Raw genomic sequence first — 20915 nt, 5'->3', positions numbered from 1 at the left:
GGCTGGGGGTGGAAGTGCAGCAATGCATGGAGCTGACCAGTACTAATCGGTCGAGGGCTTATCCAATAGCAAGTTCTAAATCGCATGTTTCGTTTCGAATCTAGTTTTCAGGGAGCAATCCTTGATGATGTTGAAGATTGTTATTTGGAGAGATACCCAAGTGGCTATAAGGGGACCCTCTGCTAAGGGGTTAGACTGCGTAAGCGGTGCGAGGGTTCGAATCCCTCTCTCTCCGCCATCTTTACCTAAAGATGGACAAGCAATCAAGACACAATTAATATGGCGGTGTAGCTCAGCTGGCTAGAGCGTACGGTTCATACCCGTAAGGTCGGGGGTTCGATCCCCTCCGCCGCTACCATATTACCCAGGAGGCTTAGCTCAGCTGGGAGAGCATCTGCCTTACAAGCAGAGGGTCGGGGGTTCGATCCCCTCAGCCTCCACCATATACGCCGGTGTAGCTCAACTGGTAGAGCAACTGACTTGTAATCAGTAGGTTGGGGGTTCAAGTCCTCTCGCCGGCACCATTAATGCCTGGAACCGTGGTGTAGTTGGCCTAACATGCCTGCCTGTCACGCAGGAGATCGCGGGTTCGAATCCCGTCGGTTCCGCCATTAATCCTAAAAATTAAATATGGCTCGGTAGCTCAGTCGGTAGAGCAGAGGACTGAAAATCCTCGTGTCGGCGGTTCGATTCCGTCCCGAGCCACCTTTAATCCCTGGAGGATTAGCGAAGTGGCCAAACGCATCAGACTGTAAATCTGCTCCCTTACGGGTTCGGTGGTTCGAATCCATCATCCTCCACCAGTTTTATGAGTCATTAGCTCAGTTGGTAGAGCACCTGACTTTTAATCAGGGTGTCGAAGGTTCGAGCCCTTCATGACTCATCTTTAAGAAAAGAGTGATTAATCATTAATTTGATTAGTCGCTCTTTTTTGTTATGTGATTTTAGCTCAATATGGATATTTATTAATGCTGGGCAAGATATGATAAACTAATATAAAACAAGCAGAGTGGTGACGTTCATTATATGAAGCTCATACCTGATTTAAAACAGCAAATTGAAGTCATTATAGGCACAACTTTGGACGAATATGAAATTACAATAGAAGAATGGACGCAGTCCGTTGCGAATCTGACAGGTCATCATGAGAATTCAGATACCTTTGGTGATGAAGGTGAGAGTCAGGAATTATCATCTGAACAATCTACATCTCCAAGTTCATCCGATGTGATCAGTTTGAATACGGGAGAGCGTATATTTTTTAAGGTACGGATGAATGAGAAGGAAGAAACCGTAGTGTGTTGGGGATGCGCTGCAAGATCTATCACTGTGGAGAGACGGAGATTTATTGAGCTATTGATCCGTTCTAACATGGGACTACCCGATGAGACACAGCCTGTTGTATATGAGAATGATAGGGAGCAGTGTTTGACTGAATTGGGTCTCTGGCTTAAAGGGCAGATCGAACAACCAACCAAGCAGAAATCTGAAGAGGTTCCTGATCGCTTTGTGGTGCCTGCAGGATTGAATGCTGAGAAGATTCTCTTCTTGCTGCAAGGGGATACACCGGATGCACATCGTTTGCGGTCCAAGGAACTCAACAAGTTGCTTGAGAGTTACTTTGGCGGGGAGATTGTCTTGATCCCTTTGGGTGAGCAAGAGTGGATTTTCATGGGTGATAAAGAAATTGTTACAGAAGAAGCTGAGGAAGATACAACAGAAGCCAAAAAGGATTCACTGAACGCTTTTTGTCTGGGGTTGCATGAATTGGTTGCCAGTGAGTGGGCTGGGGTGTTCCATCTGTCTGCATCTCTGCCATGCATTCCTGCGCAACAACTAGTATCGGTCACAACTCTTCTTAAAGAAAGTGTTCACTTGGGGAGAGCATTCCATGTTACGCAGCATATTCATCTCCCATGGGATCTGCATCTGGAACGGTTGGTAGCGAGTATTCCAGATGATCAACGGATACGTTTTATACAGGAAACAGGCAAAGGCACGTTAATCTTCAATGACAGTGAGACGCTTGCTACGCTGGAGACCTTTTTTAGCCTGGACTGTAATGTAAGCGAGACAGCCAAACGACTTTTCATTCATCGTAATACGTTGGTTTACCGTCTGGACAAGATCAAACAGGAGATTGGTTACGATGTAAGGCACTTCGAAAGTGCTGTTCTAGTGCAGTTTTTACTGCTTATGTACAAAGTGACGAAAAAGCATTGATATTTTTGTGCAGTTTGCGAATAGTCAAACCTCACGTAGATAGGGTATTATAAAAATACAAATTGTATTCGATTACAAAATGATCTCTGAGGAGGCAACAATCATGGCTGGAGTACGTTTAGAGCATATTTTCAAAAAATACCCGGGTTCTGATAAAGCAACTGTAGTTGACATTAACCTGGACATTAAAGATAAAGAATTTCTGGTACTGGTAGGTCCGTCCGGTTGTGGTAAATCAACAACACTGCGTATGATCGCAGGCCTTGAGGAAATTTCTGAAGGTAAACTCTATATCGGTGACCGTGTCGTTAATGATGTTGCACCTAAAGACCGCGATATCGCGATGGTATTCCAATCCTATGCCTTGTATCCGCATATGAGCGTATATCAAAACATGGCGTTTGGTTTGAAATTGCGTAAGGTTAAAAAAGATGAGATCGACAAACGTGTACGTGAAGCAGCTAAAATCTTGGATATCGAGCATTTGCTTGAGCGTAAACCTAAGGCATTGTCCGGTGGTCAACGTCAACGTGTCGCTTTGGGACGTGCGATTGTCCGTGATCCACAAGTGTTCTTGATGGATGAGCCTCTCTCCAACTTGGATGCCAAACTGCGTGGTCAAATGCGTGCAGAGATCACTAAACTTGCGAAACGTTTGGAAACAACTGTTATCTACGTAACGCATGACCAGATCGAAGCGATGACGATGGGTGATCGGATCGTTGTTATGAAGGATGGTATCATCCAACAAGCAGCTTCTCCGGAAGAGTTGTATAATCTGCCGGCTAACCTGTTCGTAGCTGGTTTCATCGGTTCCCCGACAATGAACTTTATCTCGGGTAAACTCGCTGAGCAAGGTACTAGCATGCATTTCATAGCTCCTGGTGTGGATGTTGAAATCCCGCAAGGTAAAGCACAAGTACTGAAATCTAGAGGATACATTGGCAAAGAAGTGATTCTGGGTGTTCGTCCAGAAGACATTCACGAAGAGCCAGTATTCCTGGAAGCATCCCCGAATTCTGTATTCTCTACACACGTAGATGTTACAGAGAACCTGGGTCACGAAATGCTCCTCTACTTGAGCGGTGTTGGTAATGATACAACGATTGCACGTGTAGACGGACGTTCTAACACTCGTGATGGTTCCACAGTTAAAATGGCCATCGACATGAACAAAGTTCATATCTTTGACAAAGAGACTGAAGTGAACGTACTTCTTCAAGACAAATAATACTGGGATTCCTCGGTGACGATGGAACCTGACAGTTAACGCAATTATACATTGTAATGAGAGCCCCTTCCGTTATTGCTGGAAGGGGCTTTTTTAAGATTATTGGATTTATAAGTTTTCAGCGGGGCTGAAAGATTCAATAATCGCCAGAAAAACAACTGCTAAACTACGAATGTAGTATCCTAGAAGATGCTTAGATCAGAAGCCTTTTCTTACTAATGGCTGTCGGAGGCTGCGATTGCATTCATCCCGGAATTCATTTAAGATTATTTGAAGGTCTGTCTTCATATATTTGAGAGGATCGACTGTTGGAAGGGTATGCATTCCGTACCCCATGTTGTGAATGCGCTAATAATGGAAATAACTGATACACGATCTGATGTACATAGAGGGACAGCTAATGCTGAAAGGAAGAGACAAATGGCGAAAAAAGTGAAAGTATCTGAACTGGTGCAGCAATTTCAGTTGGAGGTTGTTTCTGGATCTCACGGATTGAAAAGAGTCATTACGGTGGATGATCTGAACCGTCCTGGTCTGGAGATGGCCGGTTATTTTGAATACCATCCACAAGAACGGGTGCAGCTACTTGGAAGAACGGAGTTAGCCTTTTTTGCAATGTTACCCGAGCAAGAGCGGCGTGATCGTATGCAACGTCTTTGTACGGAAGAGACGCCTTGTATCGTTGTCACACGTGGACTTGAAGTACCGCAAGAGCTGATTGATATCAGTGAAGAACGGGACCTGGCTGTATTGCGCAGTAATATGGCAACAACGATTCTGTCCAGCCGGATTACCGGATTTTTGGAGGGCAAATTAGCACCTACTGCAACGATTCATGGTGTACTTTGTGATGTCTATGGTGTAGGTATGCTGATCACAGGTAGTAGCGGTATTGGTAAGAGTGAAACAGCACTTGAACTGGTTAAACGTGGACACCGACTGATTGCCGATGATGCGGTAGAGATCCGCCAGACGTCTGATTTTCAGCTGCACGGCACAGCACCTGAATTGATCCGCCACTTGCTCGAAATTCGAGGTGTCGGTATTATCAACGTCATGACATTGTTCGGAGCTGGTGCGGTTCGAAATAACAAACGGATTACGTTGGTTGTACGTCTGGAAGCATGGCAGCAGGATAAACAATACGATCGTCTGGGTCTGGATGAAGAGACTACACGTATCATTGATACGGATGTGCCTCTCGTTACAATCCCTGTTCGTCCGGGACGGAACTTGGCGGTTATTATTGAAGTAGCAGGCATGAACTATCGTCTGAAACAGATGGGTCTTAATGCTGCACTGCAATTCACGAACAAGCTGACAGCAACCATCTCGGAAGATATGGAAGACATGGATTAAGAAATATTTTATACAAGAAAATGAAGATAAATGGTTGACATGTACTGCTTCTCTTAAGGCGCAGGGTATGCCAACCATTCGTCATGCGTGCGATTGATCGAATAAATAGGAGTGTGAATGAATGGATACATTATTACTGTTGAACCCGATTGCGTTCTCTATTGGAGCGTTAAAGGTTCACTGGTACGGGCTTATTCTTGGTGCCGCGGCACTTATAGGACTCCTGCTCGTGATCCGGGAGGGCAAACGATACAATATTCCACAGGAAGTGTTCATGGACATGGTCCTGCTGGGTGTGCCATCTGCCATTATTGGTGCCCGCATCTACTACGTAGCATTTAAATGGGAAGATTATAAGGATAATTTCTGGGATGTCTTTAAAATATGGAATGGCGGTATTGCCATCTATGGTGCCCTTATTGGTGCAATCATCTGTGCAGTTATTTTCTTCCGTCGTAAAGGGTATAACTTCTGGCGTATGGCCGATATCTGTGCGCCTGGACTGATCGTTGGACAGATGATCGGACGCTGGGGGAACTTTGTGAATCAGGAAGCCTACGGCGGTCCTGTGGAAGAATCATTTTTGAGAGACAAGCTTCATCTGCCGGACTTTATTGTAAATCAAATGAACGTAGAGGGCATATTCCACCATCCTGCATTTTTGTATGAATCGATGTGGAGTCTCGTTGGCCTGGTCTTGCTGTTGGTTCTGCGTCGTCAGAAGTTTCTGCGTTCAGGTGAACTGTTCATGTCTTATTTCATCTGGTACTCTATCGGTCGTTTCTTCATTGAAGCTCTACGTACGGACAGTCTGGGCTTCCAGGCTCCGCAGTGGGTTGCTTCACTAGTGAACGGGTTGTGGTCTCCAATGACTGCAATGGGCTTTGAACAAGGATATCTTGATCCTGCTTACGGTAACGTAAGAATCTCACAACTACTCGCGATTGGCATCATTATTGTTGCTGTTGTATTCATTGTGGTGAGAAGAGTGACAGGTAAAGCAGATGTTCGTTATAGTGATCCGATTGTATCGTCCAAAGTTACCTCAGATGATATGGAGCATACGGGAACAGTTGCTGGCAAAGAGAATAAGTTAACACCTCCAGCCAAAGATGAATCCAAGCAAGTTGATGATAAAAAGGAGTAATGCAACATGATTGACACGGTATTGTTTGATCTGGACGGAACGATTATTGATACCAATGAGTTGATTATCAGCTCATTCCAGCATGTCATGGGGGGATGGGAGCATTCAGCTCCATGGACACGGGAACAGATCATTCCACATATGGGTGGCACACTGGAGCAGCAAATGCGCACCTTTTCTGGCCAGGAGGAAGTCTCCGAGTACGTGAAGGGTTACCGTGCTTATAATGATATCCATCATGAAGCGATGGTTAGACCTTTTCCACATGTTATTGAGGTAGTAGAGGCGCTGCATCAGGCTGGCATTGTTATGGGTGTGGTCACAACCAAGATTCGTCCATCTACATTAAAGGTGCTGGAGCGTTTTGACCTACTGAAATATATGAAGACAATTGTAACAGTGACCGATGTGACGAATCCGAAGCCGCACGCTGAACCTGTACTGAAAGCCATGACGGAATTGGGTGCAGATCCTGCCAAAACGTTAATGGTGGGTGACAGTCCGGTGGATATCCAATCGGCTCAAAATGCGGGCGCTCTTTCGGCGGGGGTTGCATGGTCTCTTAAAGGGGAAACAATTCTGAACGGATATGGACCCGATCATATGTTGCACGACATGAGAGATTTGTTGAAACTCATCCGTATTGAAACGGGACGTTCATGAGAAAAGTAACCCGCTATCCGGTAGAGGACCAGAATGCACTTTGGCATATCTACAAGACAGTGAGTCCGTGGAAGGGCGTTCGTAATTTTATCTGGATCCAATTGTCACGCTACTGTCCGATCCTATCGGTGAAAAATTGGATTTACCGCCGAATGCTCGGTATGAAGGTGGGAAAACACACGGCCTTTGGCCTGATGGTGATGGTGGATGTGTTTTTTCCGGAGAAAATAACGGTCGGCGAAAACTCGGTCATCGGTTACAACACAACGATTCTCGCTCATGAGTATCTCATTAAGGAGTACAGGCTCGGTGAGGTGATTATCGGGGAAAATGTACTGATTGGTGCTAACACAACGATTCTGCCCGGGGTAACTATAGGAGATGGAGCCGTTGTGGCTGCTGGAGCAGTCGTACATAAGGATGTTGCACCAGGAGCTTTTGTTGGAGGTAATCCACTGCGTGATTTATCCCGTGCGGCAGCTTCTACGGAAGAAACTGTCTTTAACACGGATGATTCTTCTCAGGGTAGTGTGCATTGAGTCAATAAAGTAATGAATGAAGATGGGTTGAAGTAAAAAGCTGCTTATGGCAGCTTTTTTCGTATATAAATACCGATTGGTGAGCGTAACGGTGTGTATATAAAACGATATATCGTTCCAAGGTCAATCAAGCTTTGGTATTGTTGACGGTAGTGCGGATTTCATGTTATCATATCCCATATCCTTTAGTTTGTTAGCACTTTACCATGTGAAAGTATTCTTGGAGAAATTAAACGTGATAAAGGTTGAACTAAACCAATAGTTGAAGGCTTTTGCAGCAATACGGTGATTCAAGGTTACAAGATAGCATGGGGATTTACACTACATAAATCCTGTTGAAATAGAACGAGCACCACTCTTAAATTACTGACTCGGGGTGAATAATACCAATGTCCAAACCAAAAGGATTTGAAAAACCGACCGGATTTCGCGACTATACACCACATGTAGTATCCAAGTTGCGGATGATTGAGCGGAATGTACTGGAATGTATGGAACGCTGGGGTTACCGCCAGATCATCACACCAACGATTGAATACTACGACACGGTAGGTGTAGCAAGCTCTACATCAGATCGCAAATTATTTAAATTGCTAAACAGCCGGGGAACTACACTGGTACTCAGATCGGATCTAACGGCTCCGATTGCACGCGTAGTTTCATCCATGCTCAAAGATGAGCAGTTACCGCTGCGTCTGTCCTATCATGCGAACGTATTCCGTTCTATTGAAGAGGAAGCTGGACGTGAGGCTGAATTTTTCCAGACGGGCGTGGAGCTGGTTGGAGATGACTCACCTGAGGCGGATGCAGAAGTTGTTGCGCTTGCGATTGCCTCTTTGCAGGCAGCGGGTGTGTCTTCTTTTAAAATAGCGATGGGCCATATGGGATTCCTGAACGGATTACTGGAGGAAGTGATCCCAGGCCAGACAGCGGAGCAGGAGCAATTGAAGGAAGGGCTGCTCGGACGTGATTATGTGGGCTATCGTCAGTCCATTGAAGCATTGAATCTGGAGCCTAAGTTGAAAGAACAGCTAGAAGCGATCCTGCGTCTGCGCGGTGGTAAGGAAGTATGCACACATGCGGTAGAGCTAAGTTCAAGCGCTGAAGCAGCACAGTCGATTGCACATCTATGTGCCGTATTTGAAGTGTTGGAAGCGTACGGTGTATCCGAGCATGTACTGATTGATCTGACGATGATCGGTGATTTCTCCTATTATACGGGCATGACGTTTGAAGGATATGCAGCAGAACTGGGATCTCCGGTATGTAGTGGCGGACGGTATGATAATCTCTTACAACAGTTTGGGCGCTCGTTGCCAGCTACAGGGTTTGCACTGAAAACGAACCGGATTATTGATGGCGTTCATGGCATTGTCATTGAAGAGAAAAAAACGATACTTATCCAATATAGCCCGAAACGTCGGGCCGAGGCACTAACAGAAGCGGCAAGATTACGCAGTATGGGACTAAATGTAGTCACACTCCTCCTTCCTGAAGACGGGGCTGGGGCAAGTGCTGTATCTGCTGGAGCAACAACCGTTCAGGCTGAGCAGGTTATTACTTATGGATCTGAAGAAGAAGGAGGACGCTGAGATGTCGGATATTCTGAAGGTGGCCATGCCGAAGGGCCGAATCTATAAAAAAGCCTCCAAATTGTTTCGTGAAGCGGGGCTGGATATTCCAGAAGACGTAGACGATACACGCAGATTGGTCATTGAAGTGCCGGAAGCGGGAATGGAATTCATTATGGCGAAGCCCGTAGATGTTCCAACGTATGTGGAGTACGGTGTTGCCGATATCGGAATTGTTGGTAAAGACGTGCTGCTGGAGGAAGATCGGGACGTGTACGAACTGTTAAACCTGGGAATCGCCCAGTGCCGTATGTCTGTGATCGGACTTCCAGACTGGAAGCCAGGCATCCAGCAACGTGTTGCAACGAAGTATCCGAAAATAGCTTCACAGTATTTCCGGGAGCAGGGGCAGCAGGTCGAGGTGATCAAGCTGAATGGTTCCATTGAGCTTGCGCCTTTGATTGGTCTGGCAGATCGAATCGTCGATCTGGTGGAGACAGGTCAGACACTGCGCGAGAACGGATTGGTGGAGATGACAGGCATTCTGGACATCACCAGCCGTCTTATCGCCAATCGGGTAAGTTATCGGATGAAAAATGCACGAATCCAGGCTTTGTGTGATGCACTTCAGCAGGTTATTCCGGCATCGAATGAGATATCGGCGGGAAGCCTTCGGGGATAAACTATTGCGTCAGAAATATAGATGAGAAACATGTAGAGCAGAAGCAGAAGCAAGAGTAAGAGTAAGAGTAAGAGACATAACAAAGAAACGAATTGGCCATAAAAAGGCAGGCATTACAGGGGATAAGGAGGTTGTACGTATGAAAATTGTACCTGCACGGGAGTTTGATCTGAAGCGGGAAGTGGAGTATGGCACGCCAGAGCAAAATGAAACGGTACGGCGTATTGTCAGTGACATTCGCCGTGAGGGTGATACGGCACTGCTGCGTTACACGGAGCAGCTGGATCGCACAAAGCTGACGGCCGCGGAATTGCGCGTGCCTCAGGAAGAGCTGCAGGCGGCTTATGCAGCCGTGGAGCCATCCTTTGTGACGGCGATTCGGCAAGCCGCCGCCAACATTCGTGCGTTTCACGAGAAACAGAAACGCAACTCGTGGATGGATTGGCAGCCGGACGGCAGCCTGTTGGGCCAGGTCATCCGACCGCTGAAGCGGGTCGGCGTCTATGTACCTGGCGGCAAAGCAGCGTATCCATCGTCTGTGCTGATGAATGTGATTCCGGCACAGGTGGCAGGCGTGCCGGAAATTGTTCTCGTGACGCCGCCGTCTACGAACGGTGGCGAAGGTATTAACCCGTACATTCTCGTTGCTGCTGCGGAAGCAGGCGTGAGCGAGATGTACCGGGTTGGCGGCGCTCAAGCCATCGCCGCCCTCGCTTACGGCACGGAGAGTATTGCACCGGTCGACAAGATCTGTGGACCGGGCAATATTTACGTGGCGCTCGCGAAGCGCGAGGTGTACGGTGTGGTCGATATCGACAGTATCGCCGGGCCGAGTGAGATTGTGGTACTCGCCGATGATACGGCGAATCCGGTGTATGTCGCCGCCGACCTGTTGTCGCAGGCGGAACATGACGAGATGGCATCGGCCATTCTCGTCACGAATTCGGCCGTGCTGGCGGAAGCCGTGCAGGGCGAAGTACAGCGACAGCTTGAAGTGCTGCCGCGGCGCGATATCGCTGCTGCTTCCGTGGAGCAGTATGGGGCGATTATTGTGGTCGATTCCATTGATGAAGGAATCGACGTGGTGAACCGGCTTGCACCGGAGCATCTGGAGATCATGGTGCAGGAGCCGATGGCTTACGCTGGCCGGATCGAGAATGCCGGAGCGATCTTCCTCGGCCCGTACAGCTCGGAGCCGGTAGGGGATTATTTTGCCGGACCAAATCACATTATTCCGACAAATGGAACTGCACGATTCAGTTCTCCAGTGGACGTAGATGATTTTATCAAGAAATCGAGTCTGATCTATTATAGTAAAGAAGCGCTGCTGCAGAACGGAGCGGCTATTATAGAGTTGGCCCGCCATGAGGGTCTTGAAGGGCATGCCCGTGCAATCGCTGTACGGTTAGAACAGGAAGGAAAGGCGGAATCGGACAATGGATAAGCAAAATAATGGTGTTGAACTTGAAAATAAAGGTGCAGTGCGCCAAGCAGAGGTTGACCGCAAAACGAACGAGACCAATATCCAATTGGCCTTTAATGTAGATGGAACAGGACAATCCACGCTTGAAACGGATGTACCTTTCCTGAACCATATGCTGGATCTGTTCACGAAGCACGGACAATTCGATCTGAACGTGCAGGCCCGTGGAGATATTGATATCGACGATCATCACACGGTTGAAGACATCGGAATCTGTCTGGGACAGACGTTGCGAGAAGCGTTGGGTGATAAACGCGGTATTAAGCGTTACGCCAGTGTTTTTGTACCGATGGACGAGGCACTTGCTCAGGTCATTATTGACGTGAGTAACCGACCTCACTTTGAATACCGTGCAGAATACCCTTCCCAACAGGTAGGCAGTTTCTCCACGGAGCTGGTACATGAATTCCTGTGGAAATTGGCGCTGGAAGCTCGGATTACGTTACATGTCATTGTGCACTATGGTCAGAACACCCACCACATGATTGAAGCGATCTTTAAGGCATTGGGACGTGCGCTGGATGAAGCAACGATGATTGATCCACGTGTAACGGGTGTGCCTTCCACGAAGGGAGTGCTGTAGACGATGGCGATTGCAATTGTCGATTACGGTATGGGTAACCTGCACAGCGTCGGCAAAGCGGTCGAACGTCTTGGCTACGAAGCGCTGGTCACGGGTGACCGGGGAGAGATTCTTGGCGCAGATGGTGTCATTCTGCCAGGCGTAGGTGCTTTTGGTGATGCGATGGTTCATCTGCGGGAGAGTGGACTGGATACGGTGGTGAAGGAAGCAGCTGCCGGGTCCAAGCCACTGCTCGGTATCTGTCTGGGCATGCAATTGTTGTTCAGCTCAAGTGAAGAGCATGGCGAACATGAGGGACTGGATATTTTGCCAGGTAAAGTGGTGCGATTTGCACCAGGAGAGCTGAAAGTTCCTCATATGGGATGGAACCGATTGGAGTTCCTGCACGCGGAAAATCCGCTATTTACGGGGCTTGAGGCAGGTCACGTCTATTTTGTCCATTCCTATCATGCGCTTACTGAAAACAGGGACGATCTGCTGGCGGTAACGGATTACGGACATCCGGTGACAGCCATTGTAGGCAGAGGATCCAACTTCGGCATGCAATTCCACCCGGAGAAAAGTGGAGAGCTTGGTATGAAGTTGCTCGGCAACTTTTTGGCTCTGACAGGAGCACCTGTACAAAGGTAAAGCATCATCTCTGCTTAACTATAGAAAGCGTACAAATCTAATTCATATTCAGGAGGCCTTGTATGTCATCTTTTATCCTATATCCGGCGATTGATATCCGGGACGGCAAATGTGTAAGACTGGTGCAGGGAGATTATAATCAGGAGACCGTGTATAACGATGACCCGGTTCAAGTGGCTTTATCCTGGGAGAAACAAGGCGGTACATATGTCCATCTAGTGGATCTGGATGGTGCCAAAGCGGGTCATCCTGTTAACGATGAGCTGATCGGGCGGATTGCCTCGGCTGTGAATGTACCTGTTCAGGTGGGCGGCGGACTTCGTACAGTAGCGGATGTAGAACGTTTGCTGGGTCTGGGTGTTAGCCGGCTGATCATTGGAACAGCAGCCATTGAGGATCGTGCTTTTACAGAGGAAGTATTGGGACGTTACGGCGACAAAGTGGCAATTGGTATTGACGCTCGTAATGGTTACGTAGCAACCCGCGGATGGCTTGAAACATCGGAAGTACAGGCAGAGGTACTCGCGAAGGAATTGGCGGCGTATGGGGCAGAAACGTTTATCTTTACGGATATTTCCCGTGATGGTATGATGCAGGGTCCTAATGTGGAAGCGATTGTGTCTCTAGCCAAGGCAAGCGGACGGACGGTTATTGCTTCCGGCGGTGTAAGTGTAATGGATGATCTACTTCGTCTGAGTCGCCACGCGGATGATGGTGTTGGTGGAGCAATTGTGGGTAAGGCACTGTATACGGGAAGTATCGATCTGTCTGAAGCGGTACGTGCGGTCAATAAGTAAGGGATATTCGGATAGAGAGGAAGAGGTAGCATGCTGGCAAAAAGAATCATCCCCTGTCTGGACGTGAAGGACGGCCGGGTCGTCAAAGGCGTCAACTTCGTTAATCTCCGCGATGCGGGTGATCCGGTAGAGCTGGCGGCACTATATGACCGCGAGGGCGCGGACGAATTGGTGTTTCTCGATATCTCCGCTTCGGTAGAAGGTCGCGAAACGATGGAAGAAGTCGTGCGGCAGACGGCGGGCGAGATTGCTATTCCCTTTACGGTAGGTGGTGGCATCTCCAAGGTAGAGGACATGAAGCGGATTCTCCGTGCAGGAGCGGATAAAATTGCAGTGAATACAGCCGCGGTACTTAATCCGCAGTTGATTGCAGATGGTGCACGTCGCTTTGGCTCGCAGTGTATCGTGGTAGCGATTGATGCCAAGTATAACGAAGCTTGGGGCGAGTGGGAAGTCTATACCCATGGTGGACGGAAACCCTCCGGGATCAAGGCGCTGGAATGGGTTAAACAGGCTGAGAGCTTGGGCGCGGGGGAGATTCTTCTCACAAGTATGGATGCGGACGGAACAAAAGACGGCTTTGATCTGAAGCTGACGGCAGCAGTATCCGAATCTGTGCGTATTCCAGTCATCGCATCGGGCGGTGCGGGCAAGGAATCTCATTTTTATGATGTATTTACCACAGGCAAAGCGGACGCAGGGCTGGCCGCAACGATTTTCCATTACAAAGAAATCGCCGTACCGGCGTTAAAACAACATTTGAGAGAACAAGGGGTGGAGATCCGTGACTAAAGTGAGCGATGAAATCAAGGAACAGTTGTCCTTGGAACAGGTTGTGGAACACATTCGTTGGAGTGACGGATTGGTTCCTGCCATTGTGCAGGATGTGGATACTCGGGAAGTCTTAATGATGGCTTATATGAATCGCGAATCTCTGAAGTTGTCGCTTGAATCCGGTGAGACGTGGTTCTGGTCACGCTCGCGTCAGGAGTTGTGGCATAAAGGGGCAACATCTGGCAACGTGCAGACGATTACTTCCCTAAAATATGATTGTGATGGCGATACTTTGTTGGTTGAGGTGAAACCGAACGGTCCTGCTTGCCATACAGGGGCGGTAACTTGTTTCCATAATGAGATCATTGGCTTGCCAGAGAAATCGGCAGACAAGGCTTCGGATGAAGCGGGTGCGGCATCTGCTTCTGCAAGTTCCGGTTCCGAAAGTCGCTTTGAGGTATTGGCTGAACTGGAATCCGTTATTGCAGAGCGTGAACGTGAGCGTCCTGAGGGTGCATATACAACGTATCTGTTTGATAAAGGCGTAGACAAAATACTGAAAAAAATCGGTGAAGAAGCGTCCGAAACGATCATTGCCGCCAAAAATAAAGATAACGACGAGCTTCGTCTGGAAGTCAGTGACCTGATGTATCACCTGCTCGTCCTGTTACAAGAGCGCAAGCTGCCGCTGGACGACATTATGTCAGAGCTGAGCCGCCGTCATGAACGGCCTCGCCGCGATTAGGAGGCGAGTTTCGTGCGTATAGACTATCACACACACCATGAGCGGTGTGGACATGCCGTTGGCAAACTGGAAGAGTACGTGCAGCGTGGTGTGGAGATCGGACTATCCCAGATTGGATTGTCCGATCACATGCCCTTGTTGCATGTCGATCCGGCTCAATATTATCCGGAAATGGCGATGCCTATGGATGAACTGCCGCGTTACGTAGAGGAGTGTTTTTCCCTGAAAGAACGTTACCGTGGGCAGATTGACGTACGTGTTGGTCTGGAAGGTGACTATATTGAAGGCTGGGAAACAGAGATCCGTGCGATCATTGAGCGTTATCCATGGGACTATGTAATTGGCTCCGTTCATTTCCTCGGGGAATGGGACATTACGGATTTCCGCCAGACCCATCACTGGGAGGGCAAAGACATCCTTGAAGTATATCGTCAGTACTACGATGCCGTAAGCAAGGCAGCTGCGACGGGCATGTACGATATTATGGGCCATACGGATGTCATTAAACGCTTCGGTTTTGTTCCTTCAGCGGAGCAGACAGAAGAACGTATCCCACTGGAGAACGCAGCGCTGCAGGCTATTGCCAAAAGTGGCTGCGCCATGGAGTTGAATGCTTCCGGGTTATCGAAGCCTTGTGCCGAGATGTTCCCTAGTCGCAGAATGCTGACGGAAGCCATTCGATTGGGCATCCCATTAACCATGGGTTCTGATGCACATGACCCACTGAAGCTTGGGGATTATTTGCCAGAAGCTGAAGCACTTTTACATGAGTTGGGCTGTACGGAAGTGGCTGTTTTTGAAGGCCGTCATCGCTCGTTCATTCCTTTAAATGTATAAGCCAGTGGAGTATAATGAGGGAAATAACCTTTTAGCTAAGGGATTATATAGGGACTTCAACCCTCGGGAGGGCATTATGCAGCATTCGTTACGTATTTTTTCCGGTTCATCGAACCCTAAGCTGGCAGAACAGGTATGTGACAAGCTGGGTGTACAACTGGGCAAGATCAAGCTGTCCAGGTTCAAGAGCGGAGAAATATACGTTCACTATGAAGAAACGATCCGTAATTGTGATGTGTTTCTGGTACAGTCGTTGTCTCATCCGATCAATGAGCTGTTTGTCGAGCTGTTGGTGATGATTGATGCCGCAAAAAGGGCTTCAGCGCGCACTGTGAACATCATTGTTCCGTATTATGGCTATGCTCGTCAAGAGCGCAAATCCGCTCCACGGGAGCCGATCTCGGCCAAGATGGTAGCAGATGTATTAACGACAGCTGGTGCCAATCGAGTGGTAACGATCGATCTGCACGCAGCGGCCATTCAGGGATTCTTCAACATTCCGGTTGACCATATGACATCGCTGGATCTGATTAGTGATTATTTGTTAAGCAAAGGAATTGAGAACCCTGTTGTAGTCTCCCCGGATGCGGGACGAGCATCGATGGCAGAGAAGCTGGCGAACCGTCTGGATTCTCCATTTGCCATTATGATCAAGAAACGTCCAAGCCATAATGAATCGGTGATTACCCATGTCATTGGTGATGTAGAAGGCCGGACACCTATTATTATTGAGGATCTGATCGACACCGGAACAACCATTCTGAATGTTGTGGAAGGGTTGAAGGAACGTGGGTCCAAAAATGTATATGTATGTGCAACACACGGATTGTTCTCGGATGGGGCATTAAGTAAATTGAATCACCCGTCTATTGAAGAGGTGGTAGTTACGGACTCGATCGCACTGCCAGATGACCACCCTGAATGCTTCAAAGTGTTACCTGTTGCGCCAATGCTGGCCCGCGCTATACGCATTATTGTGGATGGTGGCTCCATGGCCACATTGTTTAAGGATTCTGGAATTTAGAGCATCGAGGATATAACGGTGTGCTGCCAGATGAACTGTTCCGTGTCTGAGTTGTTGTCTGCTCAGCACGGTTTTTTTGTTTTAGCTCTTTGAATTCATTTCTTGCTTTGCTGCTCAGAGGCTTGTGCTATAATAACATAAAATCAGTTATGATAGCGTTATCATATTATGGGTGATCCTATCCCAGAGATGTAACGGTTAATATACAGTAGAGCCACGGCTGAAGAACATTGGCATCGTGGAATGAGGAGTGGGATCTATTGTCGCGTACTTGGTATTATCGACTGTTGTTTTCGTATTTCCCTATTTTCTTTTTTACCATGACAATACTTATTTTTATCGCATTTGTTTTCATAAATGATGTCTCTAGGGAAGAGACCAGAAAGGCAGATCGAATCTCCTCCAGTTACTTGGAGTCTACACTGGACCGTACGATTCGGGATATTGAGCTATTTGTGACCGAAACAGTACAGAACACACAGGCTTACAAACTTTATTTTAATAACACCGTCCAGACCGGCTCAGAAACAGTCTATTCAATTGCAAATAATCTAAGCGAACTGTCCAACTCCTCTTCATGGATTCAATCCATCTATATCTACGACAAGAGAAATGACAAGGTTTTGACTGTAAGTGGTTCCAGAGATTCGGACAGCTTCTCGGACAAGATGTGGATTGATCGGATTGTTAAGGGGTCAATCGGGTCGGGCTGGCAACCAATCCGGGAAATTGCGGTGGACTTTCAGCGACCTGTACGGGTACTGACAGTGAATAAGGACATGCCTTTACCTTTTGGTTCCGAGGGCACCCTGGTCATTAATATCAAGATGAGTAGTATTGAGCAGAGTGTAGATAGTATGGTTAATGGGCAACTATCCTTTCTGACGATTACGGATCGTGAGGGCAAGGTTGTGTATAATGCCCATTCCGATCATGAAGGCGCAGTGAATGGAAAGGAGCTAAACCATTTACCGCTAGACAGATTGGGCTGGACCCTGTCCAGTGGAATTAAGGCGGGCAACTTGTTTGGCTGGGTATCCGTAGTTTCCTACGTCTGGATTGTAATTGGAATGGTGACTGTTATCTGTGCCATCATTTATATTGTCTATATTACTCGTCGTAACTATAAGCCTATTCAGATCATCATGAACCGGATTGAAGCTCATCAGATTCGTGCGTTGGAGAATTCAGGAACTCGTACCGATGAGATGAAGATGATTGATGGTGTTCTTGAGAATTTGATCAATCATATGATGGACTATGATAAGAAGAGCAGAGAGAACGCGCTTTTACAACGCAGCAGGCTGTTTAATGCTTTGCTGCTTGGGGAACATATGGATCAAGTTTCAGAGCAATTAAAGGAGCTTTCTCCTTTTGATGAAGTGCATGACTCGTCGCGTTTTGCCGTTGTGGTTGGAGAAATCAACAAGTATGAAAAAGGGTTTCAGGAACGGTATACGAGAGGTGAACAAAATACGCTGAAGTTTGCTTTGATGAACGTTTTGCAGGAACTATCACGTAATACGGGAGTACAGTGCTGGGCGGAATGGATCAGTGCGGATCGAATAGCGATACTCTTTCTGTCCAAAGAAAATAGTGACAGTAACAGCTCGGATATGTCAGGGCAGATTCGCATTGTGGCAGAGGAATGTCAATCTTGGGTGGAACAGAATCTGCGTATTTCCCTTAGTTTTGGCATTGGGCCTATTGCTGAAGGCATAGGATCGATTCGGGATTCCTATGCAGCAGCCGAGACGGTAATGCAACGTAAGCTCTTGATGAATGGTGACGTGGGGCAGGCCGATTGCGGAGAGCATCAGCATCCTTTGCTGGATACCTACACTTACCTGCAGATGATTGCCGACTTTGTTAAACGTTTCCGCATGTCGAGTGTTCAGTGGCGTGATCAACTGGAAGAGATTTTCACAGCATTTGAGCGAAATAAGCTGCCAGATGACGAGATTCGCTCTCTCATCCAGGCGATGTTACAGATGCTCAGTAGAGAAGTGGCCATGATGTCGGAAGGACTCCAAGAAGAACTGTCCGAAGAAAACATTAACGGATGGTTGAGTGCTGTAGAAGAGGCAGAGACGCTTACGGATGTGAAAAGTCTTTTGTTTGATGGTCTGACGGACTTGTTCAGAACGTATGTAGCGGTAACGGAAACCAAGAGTTACAAAGCCATGGTCAACGAAATGAAAAATTATATCGAAGAACAGTTTGCAAATCCTGATCTTTCATTGAAACATCTGAGCGATCGATTCCAGATTACGGGCAAACATGCGAGTTATTTGTTTAAGACCGAATTCAACATGAAGTTTGTTGATTTTGTTACAGAGCTTCGCATGAAGGAGGCAGAACAGCTTTTGCTAAAAACGGATCATTCTTTACAGGACATTGCCTTAAAGGTAGGGTATGCAAACGGAATTACTTTGGGACGTGTGTTTAAGCGGGTGATGGGTATTACACCAGGTGATTATCGTCGATTGAAACGTGAACACCTTGATCCCGAAGAATTAGATAATAAATAAAGATGTCCTTGCGTAAGGAAATACAGGGTGAGTTTTAGGCAGTCGCTCTTCACTGAGAGAGCGGACAGTCTGGGATTCACCCTGTTTGTATTATTTAGTTATAAACTGAAAGGGAAGTAACTACTTGTGTGCGAGAATACAAGAATATTCCCATTTTTTTCTATTTACGAATATAAGCAGTATGTGAAAATGGTTTATCCGAATATGAGCAGAGTGTTCTGTGTCAGAGGGGGCAGACTAGCACTAAAGCCTTTAGCAGCAAGGGGTTGGAAAATAGTCAGTCTGCGAAAATAATCAGAGTGTATAAACCATAATCCGTATGTAAACGCTTACGAAACTAGTTTGTTGTAAGAAAGACGAGAGATGTGGAATACTCAGAGCAAGCTTCAAAAACATTCACGCAAAGCCAAAGGGGATGAACGGAATGACAAGAAAAGGGAGTCTAAAGAAGTTGATGGGTTTGGCGCTTACAGCAGTAATGGGCGTCTCACTACTTGCGGGGTGCTCATCTGCTGATAACAAATCAGCAGAAGGTGGGGCATCTGGCGAAGGAAAACGCGTCACATTAAAGGTGGAGCTTTTCGACCGTGGTAAAACACCTGCTCAGTACACGATCTCAAATAACTTTATCTCTCAAATGATTCAAAAGAACTTTGGTGATCCGAACAACATTGACGTACAGTTCGTACCTGTTCAACGTTCTGAGGAAGTAACCAAGCTGAATGTCCTGATGGCTAGTGCTTCGGACGTTCCGGATATTGTCTTCGTTTATGACTCCAGCGTGTTTTACCGCTATGCACAACAAGGCGGGTTGACAGATGTAGGTGATCTGATTAATCAGTATGGACCGAATCTGAAAAAGTTTTTGGGCGAAGATACATTAAAGTTTGGTCAAGTGGAGGGACAGCAGTTTGCTATACCGGGTAAACGTGCGATTACAGCGCGGTACAGCTCCTTCATTCGTCAAGATTGGTTAGATAAGCTGGGAATGCCAGCACCTCAAACAACAGATGAGTTGTATAACACATTGAAAGCTTTTAAAGAAAAAGATCCTGGCAATGTGGGAAGTCAAAACATTCCTATGGGTTTTGCGCTTGCACCAGCTTCCTATGAACCACTCATCTATTCTTTCATTAAGCCAATCGCTGGTGATAAGACTTATGCTCAACGCTATGAACTGCCTCTGCATGAAGGATTCAAAGAATCCATGCAGTTCTTGAACAAGCTATACAACGAAGGATTGATCAGTAAGGATTTCAGCTTGGATAAGGATAAAACCCAGTTAAACAAAGACGTTGCAAATGGAAATACTGGTTTCTTCTCTGAAGATGTGGACTCTATTTTCTGGCCAGATGGATCTTACGATCTGTTGAAAACAAACAAACCGGACAGCAACTTGGCTCCGCTCGATGCATACACCAATGCGAATGCTGATGGAAAACATATCAAGTCCCGCTATGGTTCGAATGGTATGTACATCATGATTCCGAAGAGCAGCGAACGTGCGGCAGAAGCAATTAAATATCTGGATTGGATGGCTTCCGATAAAAACCTCACTGCCATTTATGATGGTGTGGAAGGCGAGAACTATGATCTGGTAGACGGCATTCCGGTTGCTAAAGCAGACGCTACTCAAGAAGCAAAAGATCGTCTGTTCAATGCAGGAGATACCGCGATTATTTCGAACGGTAAAAACCTTGGTGATCAAGCACAAAATGAAAAAGCTTGGATCATGGGATTCCCTCCAGCGAATCAGGAAATTTTGAAAAAAGCACTTGAAGTTGCAAACACAGATACTGTTGGGCCAATTGTTTTCAGCAAGCCAATTCAGACAGAGATGAAGTATAGCACAGCACTGACAGACAAATTGGACGTTATTATCGTAAAAACAGCGATGGCAAAACCTGAAGAATTCGATGCTGTATTTGAAAAAGAAATGGCTGACTACATGTCCTTGGGTGGAACAGAGCTGAAAAAAGAATTGGAAGCTGCTGAACAATAAGTTTGAACAAAATGTGTGTAAATTGAAGTGTTTCGATGAAGCCTGTGCCGTCTCTTGGGTGGCGGCATAGCGTTTCTTCGTTTGTGAGGAGGAG

At 47.0% G+C, this 20915-nt stretch carries 18 protein-coding genes and 8 tRNA genes; all 26 read left to right on the top strand.

The features are described from left to right. The first annotated feature begins 146 nt into the window (after positions 1 to 146). The 26 genes from QVE09_RS25860 to QVE09_RS25735 all read left to right on the top strand — a co-directional run bounded on the left by QVE09_RS25860 (position 147) and on the right by QVE09_RS25735 (position 20821). Positions 147 to 238 (top strand) — tRNA-Ser (locus QVE09_RS25860). Between the two features lie 43 nt (positions 239 to 281). After that, positions 282 to 358 (top strand) — tRNA-Met (locus QVE09_RS25855). 9 nt (positions 359 to 367) lie between these two features. Then, positions 368 to 443, top strand: a tRNA-Val gene (locus QVE09_RS25850). Between the two features lie 5 nt (positions 444 to 448). Beyond that, a tRNA-Thr gene (locus QVE09_RS25845) sits at positions 449 to 524 on the top strand. Positions 525 to 533: 9 nt separating this feature from the next. Further along, positions 534 to 611, top strand: a tRNA-Asp gene (locus QVE09_RS25840). A gap of 21 nt (positions 612 to 632) precedes the next feature. Beyond that, positions 633 to 705, top strand: a tRNA-Phe gene (locus tag QVE09_RS25835). A gap of 12 nt (positions 706 to 717) precedes the next feature. After that, positions 718 to 803, top strand: a tRNA-Tyr gene (locus tag QVE09_RS25830). 7 nt (positions 804 to 810) lie between these two features. After that, positions 811 to 883 (top strand) — tRNA-Lys (locus tag QVE09_RS25825). A gap of 143 nt (positions 884 to 1026) precedes the next feature. Beyond that, positions 1027 to 2223, top strand: a complete 1197-nt coding sequence (locus QVE09_RS25820) for a PucR family transcriptional regulator (RefSeq protein WP_315939119.1) — start codon at positions 1027 to 1029, stop codon at positions 2221 to 2223. 103 nt (positions 2224 to 2326) lie between these two features. After that, the gene (locus QVE09_RS25815) at positions 2327 to 3454 is read left to right on the top strand and encodes an ABC transporter ATP-binding protein (protein WP_017691279.1); all 1128 of its coding nucleotides are present in this window, start codon (positions 2327 to 2329) and stop codon (positions 3452 to 3454) included. Between the two features lie 420 nt (positions 3455 to 3874). Then, on the top strand, positions 3875 to 4813 hold the full coding sequence (hprK, locus tag QVE09_RS25810; protein WP_091011999.1) for an HPr(Ser) kinase/phosphatase: 939 nt from the start codon (positions 3875 to 3877) through the stop codon (positions 4811 to 4813). Positions 4814 to 4934: 121 nt separating this feature from the next. Next, on the top strand, positions 4935 to 5960 hold the full coding sequence (lgt, locus tag QVE09_RS25805; RefSeq protein WP_315939118.1) for a prolipoprotein diacylglyceryl transferase: 1026 nt from the start codon (positions 4935 to 4937) through the stop codon (positions 5958 to 5960). Positions 5961 to 5966: 6 nt separating this feature from the next. Next, on the top strand, positions 5967 to 6623 hold the full coding sequence (gene ppaX, locus QVE09_RS25800; protein WP_017691276.1) for a pyrophosphatase PpaX: 657 nt from the start codon (positions 5967 to 5969) through the stop codon (positions 6621 to 6623). Next, positions 6620 to 7162: an acyltransferase gene (locus QVE09_RS25795; RefSeq protein WP_036616162.1), complete on the top strand. Its 543-nt coding sequence runs from the start codon at positions 6620 to 6622 to the stop codon at positions 7160 to 7162. The genes ppaX and QVE09_RS25795 overlap by 4 nt, the downstream gene beginning before the upstream one ends. A gap of 389 nt (positions 7163 to 7551) precedes the next feature. Beyond that, entirely contained in the window at positions 7552 to 8754 is a 1203-nt protein-coding gene (locus QVE09_RS25790) for an ATP phosphoribosyltransferase regulatory subunit (protein ID WP_315939117.1), read from the top strand. A gap of 1 nt (position 8755) precedes the next feature. After that, positions 8756 to 9415: an ATP phosphoribosyltransferase gene (gene hisG / locus QVE09_RS25785; RefSeq protein WP_315939116.1), complete on the top strand. Its 660-nt coding sequence runs from the start codon at positions 8756 to 8758 to the stop codon at positions 9413 to 9415. Between the two features lie 139 nt (positions 9416 to 9554). Further along, positions 9555 to 10859 carry a histidinol dehydrogenase gene (hisD, locus tag QVE09_RS25780; protein WP_315939115.1) on the top strand — a complete coding sequence of 435 codons (1305 nt, stop codon included), beginning with the start codon at positions 9555 to 9557 and terminating at the stop codon, positions 10857 to 10859. Continuing rightward, a complete protein-coding gene (gene hisB, locus QVE09_RS25775; RefSeq protein WP_315939114.1) occupies positions 10852 to 11481 on the top strand; it encodes an imidazoleglycerol-phosphate dehydratase HisB in 630 nt (209 codons plus the stop codon). Before hisD ends, hisB begins: the two co-directional genes overlap by 8 nt. Positions 11482 to 11484: 3 nt before the next feature. Beyond that, positions 11485 to 12111, top strand: coding sequence for an imidazole glycerol phosphate synthase subunit HisH (gene hisH / locus QVE09_RS25770; RefSeq protein ID WP_315939113.1), 627 nt, complete (start codon positions 11485 to 11487; stop codon positions 12109 to 12111). Between the two features lie 62 nt (positions 12112 to 12173). Continuing rightward, positions 12174 to 12908, top strand: coding sequence for a 1-(5-phosphoribosyl)-5-[(5-phosphoribosylamino)methylideneamino]imidazole-4-carboxamide isomerase (gene hisA / locus QVE09_RS25765; protein WP_047841450.1), 735 nt, complete (start codon positions 12174 to 12176; stop codon positions 12906 to 12908). A 30-nt stretch (positions 12909 to 12938) separates the two neighbouring features. Continuing rightward, entirely contained in the window at positions 12939 to 13700 is a 762-nt protein-coding gene (gene hisF / locus QVE09_RS25760; protein WP_017691268.1) for an imidazole glycerol phosphate synthase subunit HisF, read from the top strand. Then, entirely contained in the window at positions 13693 to 14427 is a 735-nt protein-coding gene (hisIE, locus tag QVE09_RS25755) for a bifunctional phosphoribosyl-AMP cyclohydrolase/phosphoribosyl-ATP diphosphatase HisIE (protein ID WP_127546306.1), read from the top strand. Before hisF ends, hisIE begins: the two co-directional genes overlap by 8 nt. 12 nt (positions 14428 to 14439) lie before the next feature. Continuing rightward, positions 14440 to 15264 (top strand): histidinol-phosphatase HisJ, encoded by an 825-nt coding sequence (hisJ, locus tag QVE09_RS25750; RefSeq protein WP_315939112.1) that lies wholly within the window; start codon positions 14440 to 14442, stop codon positions 15262 to 15264. Between the two features lie 76 nt (positions 15265 to 15340). Next, a complete protein-coding gene (locus QVE09_RS25745; protein ID WP_315939111.1) occupies positions 15341 to 16288 on the top strand; it encodes a ribose-phosphate diphosphokinase in 948 nt (315 codons plus the stop codon). 260 nt (positions 16289 to 16548) lie between these two features. Further along, positions 16549 to 18819 carry a helix-turn-helix domain-containing protein gene (locus tag QVE09_RS25740; protein ID WP_315939110.1) on the top strand — a complete coding sequence of 757 codons (2271 nt, stop codon included), beginning with the start codon at positions 16549 to 16551 and terminating at the stop codon, positions 18817 to 18819. Between the two features lie 415 nt (positions 18820 to 19234). Next, positions 19235 to 20821 (top strand): extracellular solute-binding protein, encoded by a 1587-nt coding sequence (locus QVE09_RS25735; protein WP_397387098.1) that lies wholly within the window; start codon positions 19235 to 19237, stop codon positions 20819 to 20821. The last annotated feature ends 94 nt before the right edge of the window (positions 20822 to 20915 follow it).

Source organism: Paenibacillus sp. ClWae2A, assembly GCF_032452295.1.
Lineage (GTDB): Bacteria > Bacillota > Bacilli > Paenibacillales > Paenibacillaceae > Paenibacillus.
The sequence above is the reverse complement of the archived record's forward strand: the minus strand, read 5'-3'. Positions and strand labels throughout refer to the sequence as shown.

Coding starts and splice junctions, on each gene's coding strand:
- QVE09_RS25820 (WP_315939119.1), top strand. CDS start 1,027: ATGAAGCTCATACCTGATTTAAAACAGCAAATTGAAGTCATTATAGGC.
- QVE09_RS25815 (WP_017691279.1), top strand. CDS start 2,327: ATGGCTGGAGTACGTTTAGAGCATATTTTCAAAAAATACCCGGGTTCT.
- hprK (WP_091011999.1), top strand. CDS start 3,875: ATGGCGAAAAAAGTGAAAGTATCTGAACTGGTGCAGCAATTTCAGTTG.
- lgt (WP_315939118.1), top strand. CDS start 4,935: ATGGATACATTATTACTGTTGAACCCGATTGCGTTCTCTATTGGAGCG.
- ppaX (WP_017691276.1), top strand. CDS start 5,967: ATGATTGACACGGTATTGTTTGATCTGGACGGAACGATTATTGATACC.
- QVE09_RS25795 (WP_036616162.1), top strand. CDS start 6,620: ATGAGAAAAGTAACCCGCTATCCGGTAGAGGACCAGAATGCACTTTGG.
- QVE09_RS25790 (WP_315939117.1), top strand. CDS start 7,552: ATGTCCAAACCAAAAGGATTTGAAAAACCGACCGGATTTCGCGACTAT.
- hisG (WP_315939116.1), top strand. CDS start 8,756: ATGTCGGATATTCTGAAGGTGGCCATGCCGAAGGGCCGAATCTATAAA.
- hisD (WP_315939115.1), top strand. CDS start 9,555: ATGAAAATTGTACCTGCACGGGAGTTTGATCTGAAGCGGGAAGTGGAG.
- hisB (WP_315939114.1), top strand. CDS start 10,852: ATGGATAAGCAAAATAATGGTGTTGAACTTGAAAATAAAGGTGCAGTG.
- hisH (WP_315939113.1), top strand. CDS start 11,485: ATGGCGATTGCAATTGTCGATTACGGTATGGGTAACCTGCACAGCGTC.
- hisA (WP_047841450.1), top strand. CDS start 12,174: ATGTCATCTTTTATCCTATATCCGGCGATTGATATCCGGGACGGCAAA.
- hisF (WP_017691268.1), top strand. CDS start 12,939: ATGCTGGCAAAAAGAATCATCCCCTGTCTGGACGTGAAGGACGGCCGG.
- QVE09_RS25745 (WP_315939111.1), top strand. CDS start 15,341: ATGCAGCATTCGTTACGTATTTTTTCCGGTTCATCGAACCCTAAGCTG.
- QVE09_RS25735 (WP_397387098.1), top strand. CDS start 19,235: ATGAACGGAATGACAAGAAAAGGGAGTCTAAAGAAGTTGATGGGTTTG.